This window comes from Mycobacterium cajalii (genome assembly GCF_045809005.2).
Classification (GTDB): domain Bacteria; phylum Actinomycetota; class Actinomycetes; order Mycobacteriales; family Mycobacteriaceae; genus Mycobacterium.
In genome coordinates, this window is the sequence record NZ_CM141436.1 from 4,122,909 (window position 1) to 4,145,944 (window position 23,036).

23 protein-coding genes and 1 pseudogene are annotated in these 23,036 nt (G+C 69.8%); 13 read left to right on the plus strand and 11 right to left on the minus strand.

Annotated elements, in window-relative coordinates; genetic code table 11:
* The first annotated feature begins 20 nt into the window (after positions 1–20).
* Entirely contained in the window at positions 21–1,295 is a 1,275-nt protein-coding gene (locus tag ACJ512_RS19595) for an alpha/beta hydrolase fold domain-containing protein (RefSeq protein ID WP_407689603.1), read from the plus strand.
* Between the two features lie 16 nt (positions 1,296–1,311).
* Here the strand turns inward: ACJ512_RS19595 and ACJ512_RS19600 are convergent, their stop codons facing one another.
* Positions 1,312–1,767, minus strand: coding sequence for a protease inhibitor I42 family protein (locus tag ACJ512_RS19600; protein WP_407689602.1), 456 nt, complete (start codon positions 1,765–1,767; stop codon positions 1,312–1,314).
* A 221-nt stretch (positions 1,768–1,988) separates the two neighbouring features.
* Here ACJ512_RS19600 and ACJ512_RS19605 point away from each other — a divergent pair, with 221 nt between their 5' ends.
* From ACJ512_RS19605 to ACJ512_RS19625, 5 genes are all read left to right on the plus strand, one after another.
* Complete coding sequence (locus ACJ512_RS19605; RefSeq protein ID WP_407689601.1) at positions 1,989–3,578, plus strand: Na+/H+ antiporter; 1,590 nt, start codon at positions 1,989–1,991, stop codon at positions 3,576–3,578.
* Between the two features lie 35 nt (positions 3,579–3,613).
* Positions 3,614–4,801, plus strand: a complete 1,188-nt coding sequence (locus ACJ512_RS19610; RefSeq protein ID WP_407689600.1) for an AAA family ATPase — start codon at positions 3,614–3,616, stop codon at positions 4,799–4,801.
* Positions 4,802–4,843: 42 nt separating this feature from the next.
* Positions 4,844–6,532, plus strand: a complete 1,689-nt coding sequence (gene alsS / locus ACJ512_RS19615) for an acetolactate synthase AlsS (protein ID WP_461479814.1) — start codon at positions 4,844–4,846, stop codon at positions 6,530–6,532.
* 2 nt (positions 6,533–6,534) lie between these two features.
* On the plus strand, positions 6,535–7,350 hold the full coding sequence (gene budA / locus ACJ512_RS19620; protein WP_461479815.1) for an acetolactate decarboxylase: 816 nt from the start codon (positions 6,535–6,537) through the stop codon (positions 7,348–7,350).
* A gap of 94 nt (positions 7,351–7,444) precedes the next feature.
* Positions 7,445–8,596: a glycosyltransferase gene (locus ACJ512_RS19625; RefSeq protein ID WP_407689534.1), complete on the plus strand. Its 1,152-nt coding sequence runs from the start codon at positions 7,445–7,447 to the stop codon at positions 8,594–8,596.
* Between the two features lie 167 nt (positions 8,597–8,763).
* Here ACJ512_RS19625 and ACJ512_RS19630 read toward each other — a convergent pair whose 3' ends face one another.
* The 4 genes from ACJ512_RS19630 to ACJ512_RS19645 form a co-directional block, all read right to left on the minus strand.
* A complete protein-coding gene (locus ACJ512_RS19630) occupies positions 8,764–10,158 on the minus strand; it encodes an IS1182 family transposase (RefSeq protein ID WP_461479816.1) in 1,395 nt (464 codons plus the stop codon).
* A 176-nt stretch (positions 10,159–10,334) separates the two neighbouring features.
* Positions 10,335–10,706, minus strand: a complete 372-nt coding sequence (locus ACJ512_RS19635) for a SpoIIAA family protein (RefSeq protein ID WP_407689533.1) — start codon at positions 10,704–10,706, stop codon at positions 10,335–10,337.
* A 15-nt stretch (positions 10,707–10,721) separates the two neighbouring features.
* A complete protein-coding gene (locus tag ACJ512_RS19640; RefSeq protein ID WP_407689532.1) occupies positions 10,722–11,201 on the minus strand; it encodes an MPT63 family protein in 480 nt (159 codons plus the stop codon).
* A 137-nt stretch (positions 11,202–11,338) separates the two neighbouring features.
* A complete protein-coding gene (locus ACJ512_RS19645) occupies positions 11,339–11,743 on the minus strand; it encodes a hypothetical protein (RefSeq protein ID WP_461479817.1) in 405 nt (134 codons plus the stop codon).
* A 125-nt stretch (positions 11,744–11,868) separates the two neighbouring features.
* Between ACJ512_RS19645 and ACJ512_RS19650 the strand changes: the two genes are divergently transcribed.
* Positions 11,869–13,263, plus strand: coding sequence for an IS1380 family transposase (locus tag ACJ512_RS19650; RefSeq protein ID WP_461479818.1), 1,395 nt, complete (start codon positions 11,869–11,871; stop codon positions 13,261–13,263).
* Between the two features lie 141 nt (positions 13,264–13,404).
* On the opposite strand, the gene ACJ512_RS19655 is transcribed toward ACJ512_RS19650, so the two are convergent.
* Genes ACJ512_RS19655 through ACJ512_RS19665 form a run of 3 tightly spaced genes read right to left on the minus strand, consistent with a single transcriptional unit; the run spans position 13,405 to position 15,561 of the window.
* Entirely contained in the window at positions 13,405–14,412 is a 1,008-nt protein-coding gene (locus ACJ512_RS19655) for an APC family permease (RefSeq protein WP_461479819.1), read from the minus strand.
* A gap of 20 nt (positions 14,413–14,432) precedes the next feature.
* Entirely contained in the window at positions 14,433–15,137 is a 705-nt protein-coding gene (locus ACJ512_RS19660) for a TetR/AcrR family transcriptional regulator (RefSeq protein ID WP_407686441.1), read from the minus strand.
* Complete coding sequence (locus ACJ512_RS19665; protein ID WP_407686440.1) at positions 15,121–15,561, minus strand: hypothetical protein; 441 nt, start codon at positions 15,559–15,561, stop codon at positions 15,121–15,123. The genes ACJ512_RS19660 and ACJ512_RS19665 overlap by 17 nt, the downstream gene beginning before the upstream one ends.
* A gap of 114 nt (positions 15,562–15,675) precedes the next feature.
* On the opposite strand from ACJ512_RS19665, the gene ACJ512_RS19670 reads away from it, so the two are divergent.
* From ACJ512_RS19670 to ACJ512_RS19695, 6 genes are all read left to right on the plus strand, one after another.
* A complete protein-coding gene (locus ACJ512_RS19670; protein ID WP_407686439.1) occupies positions 15,676–16,524 on the plus strand; it encodes a sulfurtransferase in 849 nt (282 codons plus the stop codon).
* Positions 16,525–16,598: 74 nt separating this feature from the next.
* A complete protein-coding gene (locus ACJ512_RS19675) occupies positions 16,599–17,381 on the plus strand; it encodes an SDR family NAD(P)-dependent oxidoreductase (protein WP_407686438.1) in 783 nt (260 codons plus the stop codon).
* Positions 17,378–18,244: a TIGR03619 family F420-dependent LLM class oxidoreductase gene (locus ACJ512_RS19680; RefSeq protein WP_407686437.1), complete on the plus strand. Its 867-nt coding sequence runs from the start codon at positions 17,378–17,380 to the stop codon at positions 18,242–18,244. The genes ACJ512_RS19675 and ACJ512_RS19680 overlap by 4 nt, the downstream gene beginning before the upstream one ends.
* Positions 18,241–18,972: a hypothetical protein gene (locus ACJ512_RS19685; protein ID WP_369738120.1), complete on the plus strand. Its 732-nt coding sequence runs from the start codon at positions 18,241–18,243 to the stop codon at positions 18,970–18,972. The genes ACJ512_RS19680 and ACJ512_RS19685 overlap by 4 nt, the downstream gene beginning before the upstream one ends.
* Positions 18,973–19,072: 100 nt before the next feature.
* Positions 19,073–19,570, plus strand: a complete 498-nt coding sequence (locus tag ACJ512_RS19690; protein WP_407686436.1) for a lipoprotein LpqH — start codon at positions 19,073–19,075, stop codon at positions 19,568–19,570.
* Positions 19,571–19,623: 53 nt separating this feature from the next.
* A complete protein-coding gene (locus tag ACJ512_RS19695; protein WP_369738118.1) occupies positions 19,624–20,613 on the plus strand; it encodes an alpha/beta fold hydrolase in 990 nt (329 codons plus the stop codon).
* On the opposite strand, the pseudogene ACJ512_RS19700 reads toward ACJ512_RS19695, so the two are convergent.
* The 3 genes and pseudogenes from ACJ512_RS19700 to ACJ512_RS19710 all read right to left on the minus strand — a co-directional run bounded on the left by ACJ512_RS19700 (position 20,610) and on the right by ACJ512_RS19710 (position 22,955).
* Positions 20,610–21,904, minus strand: a pseudogene (locus tag ACJ512_RS19700) (cytochrome P450). The gene ACJ512_RS19695 and the pseudogene ACJ512_RS19700 overlap by 4 nt on opposite strands.
* A gap of 13 nt (positions 21,905–21,917) precedes the next feature.
* Positions 21,918–22,310 carry an arsenite efflux transporter metallochaperone ArsD gene (arsD, locus tag ACJ512_RS19705; RefSeq protein WP_407686443.1) on the minus strand — a complete coding sequence of 131 codons (393 nt, stop codon included), beginning with the start codon at positions 22,308–22,310 and terminating at the stop codon, positions 21,918–21,920.
* Between the two features lie 261 nt (positions 22,311–22,571).
* Positions 22,572–22,955, minus strand: a complete 384-nt coding sequence (locus ACJ512_RS19710) for an ArsR/SmtB family transcription factor (protein ID WP_369738116.1) — start codon at positions 22,953–22,955, stop codon at positions 22,572–22,574.
* Between the last annotated feature and the right edge of the window lie 81 nt (positions 22,956–23,036).

Below are 23,036 nucleotides of genomic sequence, written 5' to 3' on the forward strand. Positions count from 1 at the left end.
CCGCCTCGTATGGTGACGGCATGCGCGAAGCTCGAGTCGTCCACGTCCTCAGGCAGATCGGATCGTTGGTGGTGACCGCGGTGACCGCCGTCTCCACCCTCAACGCCTACCGGCCGCTGGCGCGCCGCGGCTACCTGTCGCTGTTCTCGTTCATGTTCGGCCTGGTCGTCACCGAGTTGCCGCTGCAGACCCTGGTCAGTCAGCTCGGCGGGCTCGCGGCGACCTCCCGCCGCCTGGACCGGCCGGTGCGCGCGTCCGCCTGGCTGGTGGCCGGCATCTCGGCGCTGGGACTGCTGAACTTCAGCCGCGCCGGCCACCGGACGAACGTCCCGCTCACGGCGGCGCTGGACAGCGGGCTGGGACCCGACCGTTTGACCGAGTCGGGCAACCTGTGGCGCCGGCCGGCCGGCAGCGGCACCGCCAAGGCACCGGGCGTGCTGCGCATGATGCGCATCTACCGCGACTACGCCCACGACTCCAACATCAGCTACGGCGAATACGGCAGCGCCAACCACCTCGACATCTGGCGGCGCCCGGACCTCGACCCGGCCGGCCAGGCGCCGGTGCTCTTCCAGATCCCCGGCGGGGCCTGGACGTTGGGAAACAAACGCGGACAGGCGCACCCGCTGATGAGCCACCTGGCCGAGCTGGGCTGGATCTGCGTGGCGATCAACTACCGGCACAGCCCGCGCAACACCTGGCCGGCCCACATCGTCGACGTCAAGCGCGCGCTCGCCTGGGTCAAGGCGCACATCGCCGAATACGGCGGCGACCCCGACTTCGTGGCCATCACCGGCGGCTCGGCCGGCGGGCACCTGTCCGCGCTGGCGGCCCTGACGCCCAACGACCCGCAGTTCCAGCCGGGGTTCGAAGACGCCGACACCCGGGTGCAGGCCGCCGTGCCGTTCTACGGCGTCTACGACTTCACGCGGTTCAACGACGCGATGCACCCCATGATGCCGGGGCTGCTCGTGAAATCGGTGATGAAGCAACGGCCTTCGACGCACCTGGAGATCTACCGCACCGCGTCACCGGTCAACCACGTCTCCGCCGACGCGCCGCCCTTCTTCGTCCTGCACGGCCGCAACGACTCGCTCGTGCCGGTCGAGCAGGCGCGCGCCTTCGTCGGCGCCCTGCGGCCGGTCAGCCGACAGCCGGTGGTGTACGCCGAACTGCCCTACACCCAGCACGCGTTCGACATCTTCGGCTCGGCCCGCGCGGCGCACACGGCGGTCGCCGTCGAGCAGTTCCTCGCCGAGGTCTACGCCGCGCGGCGCCAAGCCTCCGCCGCGTAGGGATCGCGCCCGGCCCCTACTGCACGGTCACGATCGCGGTGTAGGTGCACGCCGGTTTGCTGTCCTTGCCCACGAAGCTCGAGTAGTAGGTGGTGACCGTCGTGGTGCCCGGCTTCAGCGCGTCGAACGTCCACACCTCCGTGCCCGGCGCGCCCATCCGGTCCGTCGTCGGCTGCACGTACCGGTGGCCGGCTTGCCGGACGATCGAGGAGTCGCCGATCCGCGCGTCCGCCTGCCACCGGTAGGGGGTCGAGTAGTTCGAGCCCAGCTTCACCGTGAGGGTGTTGCCGACGCCGAGCGTGACGTTCTGGGTGATGTTGTCCTTGTGCAGGACGTCGTCCATCGAGACCTGCAGGGTTTTGTTCGGCGAAGGGGTCCTGGACTGAAACGAGCAGCCCAAAGCCGCTGATGAGACGAGCACGACGACCGTCACCAGCAGCCTGATCTTCGCCAGCAGCACGTGTACCCCCATTTCCCTTGCAGCCTAATATCGCCGCCCGACGTCGGGCCGCAGCCGGGTGCCGAGACGCCGCGGCGGTTGCTCCCCCTCCTGACGGTGCCCGTTCCGGTGGCCGGCATGCCTCGCGAAGGTGAACGGCCGGCGATATCGGGCGAGCGGCGGGAGAACTCCCGGCCCCGATCCCCCGCCACCCCGCCACGCGCGATCAGGGCGGTTCCGGCAGGATGGACTGAGTGTTTGGCCTCGTCGTCATCGTTGCGCTGGTGTCCGCGGTCATCGTGGGCACAGTGCTGGGGCATCGCTACCGCGTCGGGCCGCCGGTCCTGCTGATCCTGCTCGGCGGTTTGCTGGGGCTGATCCCCCGGTTCGGCGACGTGCGGATCGACGGCGAGATCGTGCTGCTGCTGTTCCTGCCGGCGATCCTGTATTGGGAGAGCTTGAACACCAGCTTCCGCGAGATCCGCAAGAACGCGCGCATCATCGTGTTCCTCAGCATCGCCCTGGTGATCGCCACCGCGGTGGCGGTGTCCTGGACGGCGCGGGCGCTGGGCATGGAGTCACACGCGGCGGCCGTCCTCGGGGCCGTGCTGTCCCCCACCGACGCCGCCGCCGTGGCCGGCCTGGGCAAACGGCTGCCGCGCCGGTCGCTGACCGTGCTGCGGGCCGAGAGCATCGTCAACGACGGGACCGCGCTGGTGCTGTTCGCATTGACCGTGCACGTCGCGGTCGGCGGCGCCGCGGTCGGCCCGCTGGACCTGGTCGTGCGGTTCGTCGGCTCCTACGTCGGCGGCATCGTGTCCGGGATCGTGGTCGGCGGGCTGGTCACCAAGGTGCGCCGCCGACTCGACGCGCCGCTCGAGGAAGGGGCCCTCAGCCTGCTCACCCCGTTCGCGGCGTTCCTGCTGGCCCAGTCGCTGCACTGCAGCGGCGTGGTCGCGGTCGGGGTGTCGGCGTTGATGCTCACCTACTACGGGCCGGTGGTGATCCGGGCGCGGTCGCGGCTGCAGTCGTACGCGTTCTGGGACATCGCGACCTTCCTGATCAACGGTTCGCTGTGGGTGTTCGTCGGGGTCCAGATCCCGGGCGCGCTGCGCGGCATCGCCGGCGTCGAGGGCGGACTTCGGCACGCCGCCTACATCGCGCTCGCGATCACCGGTGTCGTGATCGGGTCCCGGATCTTCTGGGGCGAGATCACCACCGTGCTCATCCGTGTGCTCGACCGCCGCGAGCTGCAACGGGCCCGCCGCGTGGGCTGGCGGATGCGCTTCGTCACCGCCTGGGCGGGGTTCCGCGGCGCGGTGTCGCTGGCCGCGGCGCTGGCCGTGCCGATGACCACCCTGAGCGGCGCGCCGTTCCCGGACCGCAACCTGCTCGTCTTCGTCGTGATCGTCGTGATCCTGGTCACGGTGATCGTGCAGGGCAGCACGCTGCCCGCCGTGGTCCGCTGGGCCCGGATGCCCGAGGACGTCGCTTTCGAAGAGGAGCTGCAGCTGGCCCGCAGCCGCGGCACCAAGGCCGCGCTGACGGCGTTGCCGCTGGTCGCCGACAAACTCGGAGTCGACGAGGAGCTGCTGGCCCGGATCCGCAAGGAGTACGAGGAACGCGCCGCGCTGGTGCTCGCCAACGACGGCTCGGGGGCCACCGAGCTGGTCGAGCGCAACAACGTGGTCCGGCGGGTGCGCCTCGGGGTGCTCGAACACAAGCGCCGGGAGATCACCGCACTGCGCAACCAGAACCTCATCGACGACATCGTGCTGCGCGAGCTGCAGGAGGAGATGGACCTCGAGGAGGTGCAACTCCTCGACGCCGCCGACGGCGACTGACGCGCCTGCCGGTCGCCGACCGTACAGTCGGCGCCATGTTGCAGACGGTCGCGATCCGCGGGTACCGCTCACTGCGCGAGGTCATCCTGCCGCTGGGCGGGCTGTCCGTCATCACCGGCGCCAACGGCACCGGAAAGTCGTCGCTGTACCGCGCGTTGCGGCTGCTGGCCGATTGCGGCCGCGGCGAGGTGATCGCCTCACTTGCCCGGGAAGGCGGGCTGCAGTCGGTACTGTGGGCCGGCCCCGAGCAGCTGACCGGTGCCCGCCGGACCGGAAAGGCCGAGGGCACGGTACGCACCCGGCCGGTGTCACTCGAGCTGGGCTTTGCCGCTGAGGATTTCGGCTATCTGATCGACCTCGGGTTGCCGCAGTCGGCCGGGCCGGACTCCGCTTTCTCCCGCGACCCGCAGATCAAGCGGGAGGCGTTGTTCGCCGGGCCGGTGCTGCGGACCCCCGCCACGCTGGTGCGCCGCGCCCAGGGGCTCGCCGAGGCCGCCACGCAGTCGGGCCGCGGTTTCGACCAGTTGTGCCGCTCCTTGCCGCCGTATCGCAGCGTGCTGGCCGAGTACGCCCACCCGCAGGCGCTTCCCGAACTGGCGGCGGTGCGCGAGCGCCTGCGCGGGTGGCGGTTCTACGACGGCTTCCGGGTCGACGCGGACGCGCCCGCGCGGCTTCCGCGGGTGGGCACGCGCACCCCGGTGCTTGCCGACGACGGCGGCGATCTGGCGGCCGCGATTCAGACGATCCTCGAGGCCGGGTTCGATGACCTGGGCCGCACCGTCGCGGACGCCTTCGACGGTGCCGAGGTGTCGGTCGCCGTCCACGAGGGGCTGTTCGACCTCGAATTGCGGCAGCCCGGGATGCTGCGCCCGTTGCGTGCGGCCGAATTGTCCGATGGAACACTGCGTTTCCTGCTGTGGGCCGCGGCCCTGTTGAGCCCGCAGGCGCCGTCGCTGATGGTGCTGAACGAACCCGAGACCTCCCTGCACCCCGACCTGGTCCGACCGCTTGCCTCACTGATCCGCTCCGCCGCGGCACGGACCCAGGTCGTGGTGGTGACCCATTCCCGCGCACTGCTGGCGTTCCTCGACACCGTGCCGATCGCCGAGGCCGAACCGGCCGGGCGCGCCGTCGAGATCGAGCTCTACAAGGAGTGGGGTGAGACACGCGTCGCCGGCCAGGGCCTGCTGACCACGCCGCGATGGGACTGGGGCAGACGCTGAGACGACGCTGCACTACCGCGCCCCAGCGGCCAGACTGACTACATGGTGTTCAACAAATCCGCCAAACCGGTGCGCAGCGCGGACAAGATCGTCGAGGTGCTCTCGGCGCAGGGCGTCGAGTACGTCTTCGGCGTGCCCGGCGCCAAGATCGACGCCGTCTACGACGCCCTGGCCGACGCCGGCCCGCGGCTGGTGGTGTGCCGCCACGAGCAGAACGCGGCGTTCATGGCCGCGGCGGTCGGCCGCCTCACCGGGGTGCCGGGCGTCGTCCTGGTGACGTCGGGTCCCGGCACCGCCAACCTGGCCACCGGGCTGCTCACCGCCAACACCGAGCAGGACCCGGTGGTCGCGCTGTGCGGGGCCGTGCGCCGGGAGGACCGCCTCAAGCGCACGCATCAGTCCATGGACGCCGCGGCGTTGCTCAAGACGGTCACCAAGTTCACCGGCGAGATCAACGACCCCGACAACGCCGCCGAGGCCACCGTCGCGGCGTTCCGCGCAGCGCTCGGCGCGCCGCGCGGGGCCGCCGCCGTCGTGCTGCCCGCCGACGTGCTGGCCGCCCCGACCACCGCCGGCATCACCGCCCGCCTGCCGGTCCCGCCGCTGGCGGCGGCCCCGGCGTTCGCCATCGAGAGGGCGTGCGAACTCATCCGCGGCGCACGCCGCCCGGCGCTGCTCGTCGGCAGCCGCGGCGCCGACCCGGACAGCTGCCTGGCGCTGCGCGCCCTGGTCGCCACGACGGGGCTGCCCGTGGTGGAGACCTTCCAGGCCGCCGGGGTGGTGTCGCGCGCCCTCGAGGACTACTTCCTGGGCCGGGTGGGCCTGTTCCGCAACCAGCCCGGCGACGTCGTCCTGGGCCACGCCGACGTGCTGGTCGCCGTCGGGTACGACACCGTCGAATACGACCCCACGCTGTGGAACAGCGACGTCGCACGCACTGTCGTGCACATCGACTCGGTGCCCGCCGACGTCGACAACCACTATCAGCCCACCTGCGAGCTGATCGGCGACGTCGCGGCCACCCTCGGCTCGCTGAGCGACAGGCTGGCCGACCTCACCCTGGCCGACGGCTACCGGGCCGAGATCGACAGGCAGCGAAAAGCGCTGCGAGCCATCGATACCGCTGCGCGCGATCGCAGCCCCGACGGCCCGGGACTCGACCCGGCCGCGGTCGTGCTGCGGCTGCGCGAGGAACTCGGCCACGACGACGAGGCCACCATCACCTGCGACATCGGCTCGGTCTACATCTACATGGCCCGCCATTTCCGGGTCTACGAGCCCAGGCGGCTGCTGTTCTCCAACGGCCAGCAAACCCTGGGCGTCGCCCTGCCCTGGGCGATGGCCGCCTGCCTGGTGCGGCCCGGCACCCCGGTGGTCTCCGTATCCGGCGACGGCGGATTCCTGTTCTCCGCGCAGGAACTCGAGACCGCCACCCGCCTGGGCCTGACGTTCACCCATATCGTCCTGCGCGACAACGCCTACGACATGGTGGGCTTCCAGGAGGTCCTGAAATACGGTCGCACGTCGGGGGTTCGGCTCGGCGACTACGACATCGCCTCGTACGCGGCCGCCTTCGGCGCCCGCGGCCACCGGGTGGAAACCCTCGACGACTTCGGTGCCGCCGTGCGCCGGGCGTTGGCCGGGCCGGGGGTCTCGCTGATCGACGTTCCCGTGGACTACAGCCGCAACACCGAGTTGGCCGCGGACCTGCACACGGACTCCTTCGAGTAGGCATGATGGACGCCTCCGGCGCATACGAGCGCTTCCGACATTGGGCCGCAGCACTTCTCGCTCACCAACAGGCCGACACCGATGACGGCGCCGAGGTGTACCAGTTCTCCACGATCGGCGCGCTGCTGGACGGGGTCTACGACGGCGACGTCACGGTCGCCGAGATCCTGCGGCACGGCGACTTCGGCCTGGGCACCTTCAACCACCTCGACGGCGAGATGGTGGTCCTGGACGGCGTCTGTTACCGGTTGCGCGCCGACGGAACCGCCGCCCGGGCGGAGCCGACCGATCGCACGCCGTTCGCCGCGGTCACCCGATTCCACGCCGACTTCGAGTTCGACATCGCCGAACCCACCGCAAGGTCGGCGGTCATCGGCGCCATCGACCACCGGATCGCAAGCGCCAACCTGATTTACGCGATCCGGGTCACCGGGCGGTTCCGTGAGCTGCGCACCCGCACGGTGATGGCCCAGGAGCCGCCCTACCCACCGCTGACGCAGGCGACCGAGGGGCAGGCCGAAACGGTGTTCACCGACGCGAACGGCACACTGGTCGGCTTCCGCACCCCCGACTTCGAGCAGGGCATCGCCGTCGCCGGTTACCACCTGCACTTCCTCGACGCCGAACGCACCGCCGGTGGCCACGTCCTCGACTTCGTCCTCGAACGCGGGCGGGTCGCGGTCAGCGGCGCCGCACAGCTGCACCTGAGCCTGCCCACCTCCGGCGCCTTCCTCGACGCGCGGCTGTCCGGCGCCGACCTCGCCGAGCGGATCGACCAAGCCGAAGGCCCCCGCGCCGGCCCGCCGCCCAAACCGTGACCTGAGCTACACCCGATACGGAATTCACGGACTGTTCAGGCCGCCGTCGGTTCGGCATCGTTGACTGCACACGCGCACCGCGTGTCCTCACGATATGCGTGTTGTCCAGGTCGCCAACTTCTACGGCCCTCGCTCCGGCGGCCTGCGCACCGCGGTCGACCGGTTGGGCGCGGAGTATTGCGCCAGCGGGCACGAGGTCTTCCTGATCGTTCCCGGTTCGTTCCCCGAACGGACCCTGCTGCCGACGGGCGTGATACGAATTACCCTGCCCGCCAAGCTGATTCCGCTGACGGGTGGCTACCGCGCGGTGCTGCCGGGCCCCGTCAAGGCCCTGCTGGAGGCGCTGGAACCCGACGCGCTGGAGGTGTCCGACCGGCTCACGCTGCGGTCCCTGGGCCGCTGGGGCCGCGCACACGGCGCCAGGACGGTGATGATCTCCCACGAGCGCCTGGACCGCCTTGTGGGCCAGGTACTCCCGCGCCGGCCCGCCCAGAAGTTCGCCGACTTCGCCAACAGGCGCACCGCGGCCGACTACGACACCGTGGTGTGCACGACGGGCTTCGCGCGCGAGGAGTTCGACCGCATCGGCGCGTCGAACACCGTCACCGTCCCGCTGGGCGTGGACCTGCAGACGTTCCACCCGCGGCGCCACTCGTACCTGGTGCGCCGGCGCTGGGCCGCGCCGCAGCAGATCCTGCTGGTCCACTGCGGCCGGCTGTCGGTGGAGAAGCGGGTCGACCGCAGCATCGACGCGCTCGGCACCTTGCGCCACGCCGGCGTCGACGCCCGGCTGCTGGTCGTGGGCGAAGGGCCGCTGCGGGCCCGCCTCGAGCGGCAGGCCGCCCGGTTGCCGATCCACTTCACCGGCTTCGTCAACGACCGACACGCCGTGGCCGGGCTGCTGGCGTCGGCCGACGTGACCTTGGCGCCCGGCCCGCACGAGACCTTCGGGCTCGCCGCACTGGAATCGCTGGCGTGCGGCACCCCGGCCGTGGTGTCGCGCACGTCGGCGCTGACCGAGATCATCACCCCCGACAGCGGCGCCCTGGCCGACAACGATCCCCGGGCCATCGCCCACGCGGTCGGCGCGATCGTCCGCCGGCCCGAATTCCACCGCCGCTCCTCCGCGCGCCGCCGCGCGGAGGTCTTCACCTGGCAGCGGGCCGCGGCCGGCATGCTGGCGTCGCTGTCGCTGGACACCCCCGGCCCGGGCGGCCGCGACGGCGACTCGGAACACACCGCCTAGGAGCCCGGGTCAGTAACAAGTTCGGCGGGTCCATTTGTGCTGGGCGCGTGGCCGGTTTTGATTCTGCGGTGAGGGCGGTGCTCCTCGGCGTGTCTTCACCCTGGACGCAGGCTGAACGCAGTTGATGCACAGTCGGGCGGGTGAGCACCCGTGGAGGCCTGAGCGGGTCAGCTGATTGCCAACCCGGCCAGCCCGTTCATGCCAATGTGGGCGTGGAGTTTTCGTAGGTTGTGGCAGGCGGCGAGCAACTGCCATTCACCGCGGGCCTGCTCGAGTCCGCGCAGCAGTAGGTGTTTGGCGTTTTGCAGGGTGTGCATCTGGCCGAAGACCGGTTCGACGATCACCTTGCGCCGGGCGTACACCTTCTGGCCGTTCTTGGTGGTCAGTTTGCGGGCCATGCGCTGCTTGGAGGTGGCGGTGCCGGGGATTCGTCCACGCGGGGCCACCGGCGGCGGATCTCCGCGGCGCAAGCGCCCGGTGGCCACGAAGAACTCGGTGCCCAATGCCTCGGCGTAGTCGGCGGCGGCATCGAGGTTATCGATGGAGCAGTAGCCGGCATCGGCGAGCATCTGGCCTGGAGCCTGCCCGGTGTTGGTCACGGTTTGGCCGGTCATCGGGATCAGGTTGCCCACGTCGGCGGCGTTGGTGCCGATCTCGGTGGCCACGATCACCTGATGATCGGCGTCAACCACGGCCTGGGCGTTGTAGCACTGGTGAAAAGCGCCATCACTGGTGAGCATGATCTTGGAGTCCGGATCAGTGAAGTTGCGTTGCGCCTTGGGTTTCGGGACCGCCGCATCGGCTGCGGCCTCGCCTTTCGCCGTGACGGTCTCGGTGTCATCACCGCGGTCTCGTGCGGTGTTCTCGGCGTGCTCGCGAGCCCGGGCGCGGGCCTCTTCTTCCAGGGCGGCCATGGCGGCGCGGATCTTTTCCAGCCGAGTCTCGCGGCGGGCCAGCTCGTCGGGCAGCTCATCGCCGCGGCGGTTCTTGTCGAAGTGCTTGTCTTCGGCCTTGTCGATGCGCTCGGCGTCGGCCAACAGTGCTGAGACCTCGTCAGCGAGGATCTTTTCCTTCTCACTCATCCGGGCGTAACTCATCGCCTTTCGTCGGGAGGCATTGGCCCGCACCTTGGTGCCATCGAGTGCGACCTGGCCGAGGCTGACCATGCCGGCGGCCTGACACAACGCCAACGCTTGGACGAACAGATGCCCCAGCGCGGACAGGTGGCGTTTGCGGAACCGGGCGATCGCCCGATAGTCCGGGGCGCTACCAGCAGCCAGCCACCGAAACGCCACCACGTCGACACAGGCTGCTTCCAGCTTGCGCGACGAACGCACCCCGATGGTGTAGCCGTACAGCAGGATGCGCACCATCAGCCGCGGGTCATAGGGCGGCCCACCACGGCCCTCGGTGTAGACCGCGTGGATTCTCGACAGGTCCAAGTGCTCATCAACGAGGTCAGCGACGAACCGGGCCAGATGCCCGGCCGGCAGCCAGTCATCCAGCGACGGCGGCAACAACAAGCCCTGGTCCGGGGCAAACGGCCGGAAAGTCTTATCCACCGGCAGCTTCGATACTCCAGAATGGGTATCTGCCCGCTGCGCGGGATCTACCTCGAACAACCCACCATCACCGAGATCATCAGGCACACCCCATCATCGCCTAACCATGACCATCAACCAGACACCCCGAACGGTGTGTTACTGACCCAGGCTCCTAGGCCGCCGGGCGCCGGGCGTCACTGTCGCGGTTGGGCGATCCATTCGCGGGCCTGCTCGGCCTCCGCGGTGGGGAAGACGCGCAGTTGGGCCGGCATCAGGAACCCGAAAACGTCTGTCGCGCGCCGGATCCAGTCGACATCAGTGACCACCGCGAGCCGCTCCCACCGGCGCAGGTGGCTCAGGCCCACTTTGGTGTCGTCCCAGACCGCTCCGGCGTCCACGCCGTCGAAGTCGGCGGGCACCTCGTAGTACACCCGCAGCTTGTCGTGCCGGGTGAATCTGTCGTCGACGTCGGGTATCAGGACCGTTTCGTAGTCGGCCTTGGTGACATGGCCGTGGCATGCGAACGCCGCGACGTCGTCGGGGAAACCCTGCAGACGCTCAATCATCCTGCGGCCCAGCCGCTACGGGCCCCATATGAGGAGGTCCTCCATCCCGTTGTTCATCGTGACGGTGTTCGGCGACGGACCCGTGACGTCGAAGTGGATCTTGCCGGTCGATTGGGCGCCTTCGGGGATCGTGGCCCCGCTGATGTTGGTGGGGCTCGCGACGAACCACAGCACCCGGTAGGCGGCCTCGTTGGGGGCGACGGCGTTGAACTGCGAGATGGCCGGGGTGACGCTGCCCCGGATCGCCCGGACGGTGACGGTGGCCTCCCACAGTTTGCCGGCCGGGGTGTAGCCGGGCGTCTCGTCGTTGCTGGGCTGCAGACCGCTGACCTTGTAGGCCAGCGTGACCTGGCCGACGGTGTCGGTCATCGTCAGCTCGCTGCCGAGCTTGCCGACGACCGGGTAAGCCGCCGAGACGGTAGGCGCGACAACGATTCCGGCCATCGCCACGACCGCGGCCGCCACCGCCGTAACTATCATCGAGGTGACCTTCATTGGTTTCCTCCCAACTGGTGCGAACAACGAAATCGTCGGCGGGCAGCCGACTCCGGGAGCCTGATTCTGTTCGCCGCGCGTTCGCGCCGATAGGGCCGTTCGGCCCGACAACCGTGGGACCTAAGTCGACGGCGTGGTCAGTCCTGTGGGAGCGGCGCGGGCGGATGGCTGGTCCGTCTCCCGCGCAGCCGGACCGCGCCCTCGACGAGCACCGCGCCCAGCAGGAAGCCGCCGAGGACCCAGAGCTGTTGGGGCATCGTGGTGGCCGCGTAGGCCGTCATCGCGGCGAACGCACCCAAACAGGCTGCGGCGCCGCCGACCGCGACCGCCTTGGTCGAGCGGGCGACGCGGAAGCGCAGCACCGCGAGGTTCACCGCGGCGAAGATGAGCAGGAACCCGGCCGAGCCCATCAGGCTGATGCCCTCGATCTCCACGGCGTTGATCACGACGAGGGTGCCGACAGTCGTCGCGAGCAGGCCCCCGGCCGGGCGATCCCAGACGGACCGGGTCAGCGCGGCCGGCAGCTCGCCGTCACGCGCCATCAGACCCTGATTTTTCAGCCGGCTATGGATTGAGGGCCGCGTCGTAGCGCGGAAGTGCCCTTCCTGCAAGGGATAATCGTGTTTGTGGAAGGCGACGATGATCCCAGGGGAAGGGCACCCGCGAGGTGAATGCTACCGGTTTGTTGTTCGATGTCGATGATGTGGTGCTGGCGAGTCCGCAGCGCGCCGTGCCGCACCCGGTGGTTGCCGCGTCGGAGGACGATCTGACGCCGGTGGCGGGGGTCGCGTTATGGGGTCCGCTGCTGGACCGGCTCAACGTGGTCGCCGAGGCCGATCGGCGTGGGCTGCGCCCGATCGGGCCGGGTGGCTACACCGGTGGGCAGTGCTACCGGGCGCTGACCGAGACACTGCTGGCCGGTGGGGACTTCTTGAGTGATCGGGCGTTACTGGCCGACCCGGCAACCACGGTGCTGCGCGGGACCAACGCGTTGCCGTCGGTACCTACGTTGTGGCGGTTTTTGGCGGGTGCGGATTTGGGTCGGGTGGTCAAGGCCGCCGCGGTCAACCGGGTGATGCTGCGTCGAGCCTGGGCGGCCGGCGCCGCCCCTGAGGGCGATCGGCTCACCATCGACCCCGACGCCACCCGGGTGGCCACCTACGGGCCGGGCAAAGAAGGCAGCGCGTTTTCGCGTACCGGACAAACCGCCCTGTCGCCGCTGGTGGGGGTGTGCGGGGAGACCGGGGATGTGCTCGCACTGCGGGCCCGGGGCGGGGCGGCCAACGACGGGCGGGCGATGGGTAGCTTCATCGATGAGTGTGTCAGTGCGATCCCGGCCGGTTGCCGCGGTAAGTACCGGTTGTGGCTGCGGGTCGACTCGGCGGGCTATCAGCAGCAGGTGATCGCGCCGGCCGAACGCCACGACGCGGACTACTCGGTCACGGTCAAACAGTACAAGCCGGTCGCGGCCGTAATTCACGCCCTGGCAACCGATCCGGGCACGGCATGGGTTGCGGCGTTGGGGCATGAGACCGACAAAGGCAGCCAGATCGCCGAGACCACCACTACGTTGCTCGGGCGCAGCGTGCGGTTGATCGTGCGCCGTCAACCCAAAGGGTGCGGTGAGCAGTTGGCCTTCGATGACCTGGATGGCTGGCGGTTGCACGCGATCATCACCAACGTTTCTGCCGAGCGGCTCAGCGCAGCCGAGGTCGAGGCGCATCACCGGCTGCGCGGTGGTATCCCCGAGGACACCATCCGGGCGCTCAAGAACGACTTCGGGATGATCCACGCCCCGGTGCAATCGTTCTTCGGTAACTGGCTGTACTGGCACGCTGCCGCGCTCGCCCACAACATCGCGCTGTGGTTGCGCACCCTGGCGCTACCCCGCACGGTACGTCGAGCGCGCGGCAAACGACTACGCCTGGCGTTTTTCAACGTCGCCGCCCGGCTGGTGCGCCACGGCCGGCGCCTGCATCTGCGCTTCGGCGCCGCCTACCCGCACCTGCAGGCGTTCATCGCGGCGCTGCACCGCATCCGGGCACTACCAGCCTTCGGTTGACCGCCACCCGCACCTAAAAGCACACCCTCGCAACACATCCCGAACCTCACACCGCGATCGGCCACGCCCGAAACCGGTTACCCCGCCGCCGCAGCCGTGTGCGCACCCAGTTACGCCATCGCCCAACAGCTTCCAACCCCGTCAGCGCGTCCCAACAGCGCAGCCGTCACCGACCCGATCACCGAAAACAAGATCATCACAAGCCGGCTGAAAAATCAGGGTCAGATACGTGAATTTCCCCGTGCCGTAGAGGGTCGCGTTGATCGCGCTCGCGGTGGAGACCACCGCCGCGATGCCGATCAGGTTGAAACCCGCCGAGCCCAGGAACGGACGCGCGGCGACGGCCAGCGCGTAGTCACGGTCGCGGTCGATCTGCGCGAGGTTCAGGTTGCCGACGGCGACGAAGGCGACCAGGACGTAAAGGGCGATCACCACGCCGATCGAGATCCCGTACGCCAGCGGCAGGCTGCGCCGCGGATCCTTCGCGTCCTCGGCGGCGTTGGCGATCAGTTCGAAACCCTCATACCCCAGGAAGATCAGCGCACCGGCGTAGACGATCACACCCGGCGACGGATAGTGGGCGGGCGAAACCCGTTCGCCGTGCACGAAACCCAGCCCCGCGACGCAGAACAGCAGCGGGATCGCCAGCTTGCCGTAGACCAGGAACGCCTCGGTGCGCCCGACGATGCGGGCGCCGGCCAGATTCAGCGCCGCGAAGGCCAGCACGACCCCGCTGGCCAGCACGCGGCGCCACGGACCGGCCGGATCGACGCCCAGCAGCGCGGCCGCGTAGCTGCCGAAGGCCACCGCGTACAGCCCCAGCATCACGAAGTAGCTCAGCCACAACAGCACGTTCAGCGGCCCGGCGACCGCGGTGCCGAAGCACTTGTCCAGGAAGAACGCGGTGCCGCCGCGACTGCGGATGCGCACCGACAGCAGCGCATACGAGCGCCCGGTCAGCGCCGCGATCACCCCACCGGCGACGAACGACAGGTAGGCGCCCGCGTCGGCGATCTGCATCGTCAGGCCGAGCACCGAGAAGATGCCGCCACCGACCATGCCGCCGATGCCGATCGACACCAGCGCCGCCACCCCGAGTTCGCCTGCGGGACGCCGACCGCTGGTGTCGGAGGGGCGTGCGGACGGCATCCGCCAACTTTAGGGTGCGGTCAGCAATGTCGGGGCGGCGCCGCGACCATCGCCTCGACCTGGGCGCGCGAGAGTGTGGCGATGCTTCCGTCGGGCAGGCCCAGGATGCGGTCCGCGGCCAGCCCGTGCAGCCGGAACCGGGCTGTCAGGGCGTCGACCGCCCGCTGCCGCGCGAGCTCGTCGCCGGGCTGCAGCGCAGCCAGCACCTTCGAGTTCGTGCGCGCGGCAAGGCCGTAGATCAGGTCGGCGGCCCCTTCGGGGTCGAAGGTGTCGAACACCCCCTCGCCGACCCCCTCGGCGACCAGCCGCGTCAACAGGGGCAGGAACAGCGCTTCCTCGGCGGCCAGCACGCGCCCGTAGAGGTGGGCGTTGTCCGGGCGCAGCAACGACGCCATCGCGGCCAGCTGCTCCGGTGCGGCCATGCGCATCTTGACGTCGAAACCGGCCCGCAGCGCGGCGTTGAGCCGGGCCAGCGCGCCACCCTCGCATTCGGCGACGACCTTTTCGACCGCGTCGAAAGCCGAGCGCGCGCCACGTTCGGCCAGCGCCGCGATCAACGCCTCCTTGGACGGAAACCAGTGGTAGAAAGCCCCTTTGGAGATGCCGGCGGCGGCGATCAGATCGTTGAGGCTGACGTTGTCATAGCCGCGCCGCAGGAACAGCCCCGCCGCCAGGTCGAGCAGTTCGGCCCTGCGGACGTCGGGATGCTTAACGACCCGGGGCACGCGGGCGGTCCTCGGGCTTCCAGCCGACATAGGTCAGATACATTCCGGCCGCGGCCAGGCAGAGGAACAACGCCCAGATCACCGCCGTCTCCCCCGGCCCGTAGAGCGCCTTGCCGGCGGCGTCGTACGCCCCGGGAACGGTCAGCAGCAACACCCCGCGTATCGCCAGGAACCAGCCCAGCAGCGACACGATGATGGCCGCCGGACCCCGCCAGTACTGGTGGAACGCGATGATCACCAGGCCGAATATCAGAAGGATCGCGCCGAACAGCCAGGGCCACATCGGGTTTGCCTGGAACTCGGTGAACAGCGTGCGCATGTAGGAGCCGCGCACCGCGACCGTGGTCGGCACGAGGGTGAAGAACGGGCCCAGCACCCGGGCGAACATGCGGGTGCGGAGCTGCGACTGCTGCGGTGTGGTCATTGTTCTCCCTCCGGGGTCGTCGCCGATGGTAACCGACCGGTGGTCGGTATGCCAGACCACCGGTCGACTCGGCGCGCGGCTAGGCTTCCTCCGAGGCGACGAGGAGGTGACCGCTTGGAGACGCGGGACCGGGTGCTGATCACCGTCACCGAACTCGCCGCACTCATCGAGGCGGGCGCTGCGCTGAGCGTCCTGGACGTGCGGTGGCGGCTCGACGAGCCCGACGGGCGGGCGGCCTACGGGCGGGGTCACCTGCCGGGCGCGGTGTATGTGTCTCTCGAGGACGAACTCAGCGACCACACCGTCGCCGGCCGCGGGCGTCACCCCCTGCCGTCGGGCCGCGACCTGGAGGCGGCCGCGCGCCGGTGGGGCGTCCGGCACGACGACGTTGTCGTGGTGTACGACGACTGGAATCGAGCGGGCTCCGCGCGGGCGTGGTGGGTGCTGACCGCGGCCGGGCTCGCCGACGTGCGCATCCTCGACGGCGGGCTCGGCGCCTGGCGGTCGGCCGGACACCGGCTCGAAACCGGCCACGCCACCCCGCGGGCGGGGAATGTGACTGTGCCGCACGATGATCTGCATTCCGGTCGCCGGCCCACGTTGACCGCCGAGCAGTCGGGGTCGGGGCAGCTGCCACTGCTGGACGCGCGGGCGCCCGAACGCTTCCGCGGCGACGTCGAACCGCTCGACCCGGTCGCCGGTCACATCCCGGGCGCAACGAACCTGCCCAGCGGCGACGTCCTGGCGGCCGACGGCACGTTCCTCGGCGACGAGGCCCTGCGCCGGCTGCTGGCCGACCGGGGCGTCGACGGCGAGGTGGGCGTGTATTGCGGCTCGGGGATCACCGCCGCGATCACGATCGCGGCGCTCGCCGCGACGGGCCGGCGGGCGGCGCTGTATCCGGGGTCGTGGTCGGAGTGGAGTTCGGATCCGGCCCGCGCCGTGAGCCGAGGTCCCGAATAGTGCGCCCGCCAATAGGATCAGGCCGATGCTCGAGGTGATCGACAAGTTCGCCGGAAGGACGGAAGGGAAGCGCGATGACAGGCCGGCTTGAGGGCAAGGTCGCGATCGTCACCGGCGCCAGCACCGGGCTGGGCCCGGTGCTGGGCGCGCTGTTCGTCCGCGAGGGCGCCCGGGTGCTGCTGGCGGCGCGACGCGAGGACCTGGTCCGCGCGGCCGCGGCCGAGGCCGGTCCCCGCGCGATCGCCATGCGCGCCGACGTGACCGACGAGGGCGACGTCGCGGCCATGGTGTCGCGGGCGGTCGAGGAGTTCGGGCACGTCGACATCCTGTGCAACAACGCCGCCGCGCCCGGGCAGGACCGCTGGATCTGGGAGCAGACGCTGGAGAACTGGAACGCCACGATCGCCATCGACGTCACCGCGGCGATGCTGTGCACCCGCGAGGTGCTCAACCGGTCGATGCTGCAACGACGCAGCGGCGTGATCCTGAACTTCTCCTCCACCGCCGGCTACACCGGCGTCGTGCGCAAGAGCCACTACGTCACCGCCAAGGCGTCGCTACGGGCGTTCACCAAATCGGTTGCGCTGGAGGTCGGCTCGTACGGCATCCGGTGCAACTGCATCGTGCCCGGCTCCATCGACACCGAACTGTGGCGCAACTGGGTGCAACGCAGCGCCGACGAGCACGGCGTCGACTTCGCGACGCAGCGCGCCAGAATCCTCAAAGGCGTCGCACTGCGGGACATCTCCTCGACCGAGGACGTCGCCAACCTGGCGTTGTTCCTGGCCGGCGACGAGAGCAGAACCATCACGGGCCAATCGATCCCCGTCGACGCCGGAGGGTACCTGCAGGGATGAGCACCGAACCCGTGCGGCTGTCGGTGGCCACACCGGTGGTGACCATGCTCCCCCACCTCAGCGGCGACTGGGAGAACGACGCGTCCATCGACGACCTGGCCCGCATCGCCGAGGCCGCCGACCGTCTCGGCTATCACCACCTGACCTGCAGCGAGCACATCGCCCTGCCCGCCGCCGAAAAGGGCCGCCGTGGCGCCCGGTACTGGGACCCGCTGGCCACCTTCGGTTATCTCGCGGCGCGCACGCACCGAATCCGGCTGGCCACCAACGTGTTGGTGCTCGGCTACCACCATCCGCTGGAGATCGCCAAGCGCTACGGGACGCTGGACAAAGTCAGCAACGGCAGGCTCGTCCTCGGCGTGGGCGTCGGCAGCCTCGAAGCGGAGTTCGACCTCCTCGGCGCGCCCTTCGCCGACCGCGGAGCGCGCGCCGACGACGCGCTGCGTGCGTTGCGGGCCTCACTGTCGGTCGCCGAACCCGTCTACCACGGCGAGTTCTACGCGTTCGACGGTGTGGTCGTCGACCCGTGCGCGGTGCAGGAGCGGGTGCCGATCTGGATCGGTGGGCGCACGCTGCGCTCGCTGCGCCGGGCGGTCACCCTGGCCGACGGCTGGGCGCCCTTCAACGTGAGCCTGCACCAGGCCCGGGACTGGCTGCGCCGCTTCGAGTTGCCCCCGGGTTTCGAGGTCGTGCTGGCGCCGCCGGCGCTGCTGGACCCGATCGGCGAGCCCGAACGCACCCGTGCGCTGCTCGGGGAGACCGTCGCGCACGGCGCCACCATCGTCAGCGCCGTGTTCGCCCACCGCTCGCTGGCGCACTACCTGGACGCCCTGCAGGCGCTGGCCGAGCTGGGTGCGCCGTGAACCGGGTCAAGGCAGGCTTTTTCAGCTTCACCGCCGCCGCACCGCCCGACGACGACGGCAGCTACCTGCGCTGGCACCTGCTCGACCACATGCCCGAGCAGTACCAACTGCCCGGGATCGTGCACGGGTTGCGCTGGATCGCCGACGGCGACTATCCCGGCCACCGGCTGGCGGCCCGCGGGGCGTTCAGCGAGCTGGGCAACGTCGTGCACTACCTGGTCGGCGACCCCGTCGAGCGGACCTTCGACGACTTCGTCGCGCTGGGCCGCGCGCTGCGCGACAACGGGCGGTTTCCCGTGGTCCGCCCGTCGCTGCAGGTGGCCGGGCTGCGGCTGCTGCAGTGGCACGCCGCCCCGCACGCGCTGGTCTCCGACGTGGTCGTGCCCTTCCGGCCCCACCGCGGCGTCGTGCTGATCGTCGAAGAACCCACCGACGGCCGGCCCGACGCGTGGCTGCAGTGGCTGCACGCCGAACACTATCCGGCGCTGCTGGCCACGCCCGGCGCCGTCGGCGCGTGGACGTTCGGGACCGGCAGCGGCCGCAGCCACCTGCCGCGGGGCTGGCACCCGGGACCCCAGTACGTCACCGTCGTCTACCTCGACCGCGACCCGCTCGCCACCACCGACGCCCTGGCGCCGCTCGTCGAACGGCGGTGGCGATCCGCGGCCGTGCGGCCCGTGTTCGCCGGTCCGCTGCGGGCCATGATCGGGTGGGAAGCCTGGCCGTGAGCCGGCGGGTGCCCGAGTTTGACTCACCGCCAGAGACATGAGACCTTCCGGAAACGAACGGGCCTTATAGTCCTCCTGGCGGTCTAGCAAAGGAAGAGAGATGCGGCGGACGGTTGCCGGGATCGGCGTGGCCGTGGTGGCGGCCAGCCTGCCGGCCTGCAGCGGTGACGGCGGCCGGCAGGCCGCCACCCCCGCTACCACCAGTTCCGTCCCGGTGAGCCCGACCACCGTCATGATCGGCGGCACCACCCACACCATGATGTCGCCGGTGAACTGCACCACCACGGCGGCGCAGCGCGACGCGACGCCCCCGGAAGCGGGGGACCTGACCATCCGCATCGCCGTCCACGACGACGCGTCCTCGGTGCGGCTGACCCTGTCCGACCTGAAGCCCCCGACCGTCGACGGCTTCGCCATCTCACTGAAGGTGGGCGACGGCCGGTACCAGTTCCCGTACCAGGCACCGCAGTCCCCGATCCAGGTCCAGGCGACCAAGGACGGCAAGAGCTACACGGTGACGGGCACGGGTCAGGCGACGACGCCGGATCAAAGCGGTGCGCGCCCGGTGACATTCGGCATCCACGTGACCTGCCCGTAGGCTCGGGGCGCGGGCAGTTGTCCAACCGCGGTCACCTCTGGGATGCTGGCACCTTGGACATCTTCGCGGAGTGGCAGAAAGACAGCACGCAGCTTCGTTGGCGGTCGACCACGGCGGCCAACGACGAAACCGAGGTCTCGGTGTTCACCCGCCGGTGCGGAACGCCCGGTGCGCCCGCGCTGGTGCTGGTGCACGGCTTCCCGACGTCGAGCATCGACTATTACGGCTTGTCGCGGGAGCTGAGCTCCGAGTTCGACATCCACGTCCTGGACTTCCCGGGCTACGGGCTGTCCGACAAGCCACCCGAGCCCTACGTGTACTCGCTGTACGACGACGCACGCCTGCTCGTCGACGCGATCACCCGGGTGTGGCAGCTGAGCGAGTACCGCATGCTCGCCCACGACCGCGGCAGCAGCGTCGCGATGATCGCCGTGGGCATGCTCGCCGACCTGGACCCGCCGGCGGTGCCCGTCGACCTCTTCCTGACCAACGCCAACATCTATCTGCCGCTGTCCAACCTCACCTCGTTCCAGACCGCGCTGCTCGACGACGCGACCGCACGCGACACCGCGGCCGCGGTCACCCCGGAGATGCTCGCGACGGGCATGGCGGCGGGCACCTTCATGCCCCGGCGCACACTGGAAGACCCCGAGATCGCGGCAATGGCCAAGTGTTTCGCCCACAACGACGGGGTCCGGGTGCTGCCCGACACCATCAAGTACCTGCACGAGCGCGCCGCCGACGAAACCGGTTGGCTCGAAGCGCTTTTCACCAGCCCGGTCAACACCACGCTGGCGTGGGGCCTGCACGACAGCATCGCGCCCCTGCGCGTGCCCAACCATGTCTGGCAGGCGTACCTGAAGAACAAGCCGGGCCGCAACCGCTACTGGGTGGTTCCCAACGCCGATCACTACCTGCAGTGCGACGCGCCCGGACAACTGGCCCAGATCGTCCGCCTCACCGCCCAGGGCGTGGAGCTGCCGCTGCAGACGCTCGACGACGAGCCCGGGGGCGCGGTGTTGATCGACAAGACCGCCGTCTAACCGGTGACGACGGGCAGCCGCGCCCACCCGCGCACGCTCGCGGTGTGTGCGCGCTGCGCGTTGGCGTAGTCGACGTCCCACTCGGCCCAGCGCTGGAGCACCTCCTCGAGCGCCACCCGGGCTTCCATCCGGGCCAGCGCCGAGCCCAGGCAGAAATGCAGGCCCTGGCCGAAGCTGAGGTGGCTGCCGCGGCGGTGGATGTCGAAGCGGTCCGGATCGGGGAACTGCCGTTCGTCCCGGTTGGCGGAACCGTTGAGCAGCAGCAGGGTGTGCCCGCTGGGCGCGGTGTCGACGACGACGAACTTGCGCCGGGATTCGCCGATGACACGGGAGAAAGCCTGGAACACGGCGACCTCTTCGGTGCAGGATGAGCGCAGGTCTTCGGCGAGCATCGCGCGGCCTGCGCATCAAGTGCGGCGCCCTTGGTGGCCAGCACATGCTCACGGTATCGGCGCGTCTCGTGGACCGGATCGATCCGGGATACCTGCAGATTCTGCAGATCCGGGTCGACGGTGTCGGTGAGGTCCCCGGCGGGGTCGGTGGTGGTCAGGTGTACCTGGCGCCCGCGACCGGCAAGTTCGGCCGCGATTGCCGCGGCGACGGTCGTCTTACCGACGCTGCCCTTGCCCATGCACAAAATCAAGCCGTGGGGCTGGTCGGCGAGTTCGTCGATCAGATCGGTGAGCGTGGCCCCGGTCGTCGGTAATCCGGTATCGGACGTGACCGCATCGGCTGGCGCGGCCGCGGTGGGTGTGAACAACGCGGCCACCGCCTCTGCGCCGACGACGTTGGTGGCCTTGAGTTCGACTTGATCGATCGGCAGGGCGGCTAATTCGGCCGGCAGGTGCGCGATCGCATCCTGTTCACGGCGATAGATCGCCGTCGCCAGCGGATCGCTGCCGTCGGCGGGGGCGGGCAGCACGGCGTTGATGACGAGATACTGGCGGGTCAACCCGATCGCGGCCAGTTCCCGGCGGGTGCGTGCGGTTTCGGCCAGGGCCGATTTTTGGGCTCGCGAGACCAGCACCAGCCGAGTGCGCGCCGGATCGGCCAGCTGTGGGTCGATCTCCAACGCCGATAACCCGGCGACCGCGCCAACCTCGGTGACGGTGTTGCCGATGGTCAATCCGAACACTTGCCCGACGTTGGATGCCGGGTCGGTGCTGACCAGCAGGACCTGCTTGCCTTGCCTGGCCAGGGTGACCGCGGTGGCACACGCGGTGGAGGTTTTACCGACCCCGCCCTTGCCGGTGAAGAACATAAACCGGGGCGGATTGTCCAAAAACTTCATGTCCCAACCCATCTCAACAGCAGCTGGTGTCTGCGCCGCCGCAGCAGCCGCCTGCGCCTGTTTCGGTGACTCCGAGCCTCACCGGCGACGCTGCTTCGTCGGCCGCCACGCCGGCCCAGCGGGCCAGCTGCGCGCGGTCGGGGTAGCGGCCGGTCGTCGCGGTGACACCGTCGACCAGGATCAGCGGCAGCCCCTCAGAGCCGGCAACCTCCAAAAACGCCTTCGCCGCATCGTTTTCGGCGAACGCGAGCGGTTCGCTCGCCAGGTTGTAGCGGACCACCTCCCCGCCGCGACTCCGGACGAAATCCATGTCGGCCGAAAACGTCACCAAGTCTTGGTCGACGTCCTCACCGCACACACCGGTGGCGCAGCATAGCGCGGGTTCGAATACCTCAATTTTGCTCATCTTCACTTTCTCCTCTGCTTGGGCAGGTGAACGATGTGGTTTCGGGTCTTTGTCGAAACCAGCGGTCTAGGAGACGCGGCCGAGCGTCGGGCCGTTCCAGTTGCGGATGATTGCAAACACTCACGGACTCGTCAGCGGAGCATTCACCGCCGCCGCCTCGGATGCCTCAGATAAAACGACGGTGGACATCGATGCTGCGAGTGAACCCCCAGATGGACAAGTCTGCTGTCCAGCCGGAGGCGGAGGCGGCTGCTGAGGATGTCAGTGACGGCGCGGACCGACAAACACCTCACCGAGTGCATCCAGGGTGGCGAGCACCACCCGGTAGTAGGCCCACTTGCCGCGTTGTGTTCGTTCCAGCAGGCCTGCCTCGACCAGGATCTTGAGGTGGTGCGACACCGTCGGCTGGGACAGCCCGACCGGCGCGGTCAGCTCGCACACGCACGCCTCCGCACCCTCATGGCCCGCGATCAGCGACACCAGCCGCAGCCGCGTCGGTTCGGCCAACGCCTTGAGCACGCCGGCCAGCCGCTCGGCGGCCGCCGCGTCCAGCACGCCGTCGGTGATCGGGCTGCAGCACGCAGCAAGGTCGGCCACCGGCCGCGAGTCGTCGCGTTCGGTCAGAGACTTGGTCGTGGCGGGCATGGCCCCAGTATGACACACATTGACAGTCATCGATTAGTCGTGCACACTGAACCCATAGATATCCGTCGATGGAAGGAGTGG

Excerpts from the sequence above, each read along its gene's own strand:
- ACJ512_RS19595 (WP_407689603.1), top strand. The coding sequence starts at position 21 with ATGCGCGAAGCTCGAGTCGTCCACGTCCTCAGGCAGATCGGATCGTTG.
- ACJ512_RS19600 (WP_407689602.1), bottom strand. The coding sequence starts at position 1,767 with ATGGGGGTACACGTGCTGCTGGCGAAGATCAGGCTGCTGGTGACGGTC.
- ACJ512_RS19610 (WP_407689600.1), top strand. The coding sequence starts at position 3,614 with ATGTTGCAGACGGTCGCGATCCGCGGGTACCGCTCACTGCGCGAGGTC.
- alsS (WP_461479814.1), top strand. The coding sequence starts at position 4,844 with ATGGTGTTCAACAAATCCGCCAAACCGGTGCGCAGCGCGGACAAGATC.
- budA (WP_461479815.1), top strand. The coding sequence starts at position 6,535 with ATGATGGACGCCTCCGGCGCATACGAGCGCTTCCGACATTGGGCCGCA.
- ACJ512_RS19625 (WP_407689534.1), top strand. The coding sequence starts at position 7,445 with ATGCGTGTTGTCCAGGTCGCCAACTTCTACGGCCCTCGCTCCGGCGGC.
- ACJ512_RS19635 (WP_407689533.1), bottom strand. The coding sequence starts at position 10,706 with ATGATTGAGCGTCTGCAGGGTTTCCCCGACGACGTCGCGGCGTTCGCA.
- ACJ512_RS19640 (WP_407689532.1), bottom strand. The coding sequence starts at position 11,201 with ATGAAGGTCACCTCGATGATAGTTACGGCGGTGGCGGCCGCGGTCGTG.
- ACJ512_RS19645 (WP_461479817.1), bottom strand. The coding sequence starts at position 11,743 with ATGGCGCGTGACGGCGAGCTGCCGGCCGCGCTGACCCGGTCCGTCTGG.
- ACJ512_RS19655 (WP_461479819.1), bottom strand. The coding sequence starts at position 14,412 with ATGCCGTCCGCACGCCCCTCCGACACCAGCGGTCGGCGTCCCGCAGGC.
- ACJ512_RS19665 (WP_407686440.1), bottom strand. The coding sequence starts at position 15,561 with ATGACCACACCGCAGCAGTCGCAGCTCCGCACCCGCATGTTCGCCCGG.
- ACJ512_RS19675 (WP_407686438.1), top strand. The coding sequence starts at position 16,599 with ATGACAGGCCGGCTTGAGGGCAAGGTCGCGATCGTCACCGGCGCCAGC.
- ACJ512_RS19680 (WP_407686437.1), top strand. The coding sequence starts at position 17,378 with ATGAGCACCGAACCCGTGCGGCTGTCGGTGGCCACACCGGTGGTGACC.
- ACJ512_RS19690 (WP_407686436.1), top strand. The coding sequence starts at position 19,073 with ATGCGGCGGACGGTTGCCGGGATCGGCGTGGCCGTGGTGGCGGCCAGC.
- arsD (WP_407686443.1), bottom strand. The coding sequence starts at position 22,310 with ATGAGCAAAATTGAGGTATTCGAACCCGCGCTATGCTGCGCCACCGGT.
- ACJ512_RS19710 (WP_369738116.1), bottom strand. The coding sequence starts at position 22,955 with ATGCCCGCCACGACCAAGTCTCTGACCGAACGCGACGACTCGCGGCCG.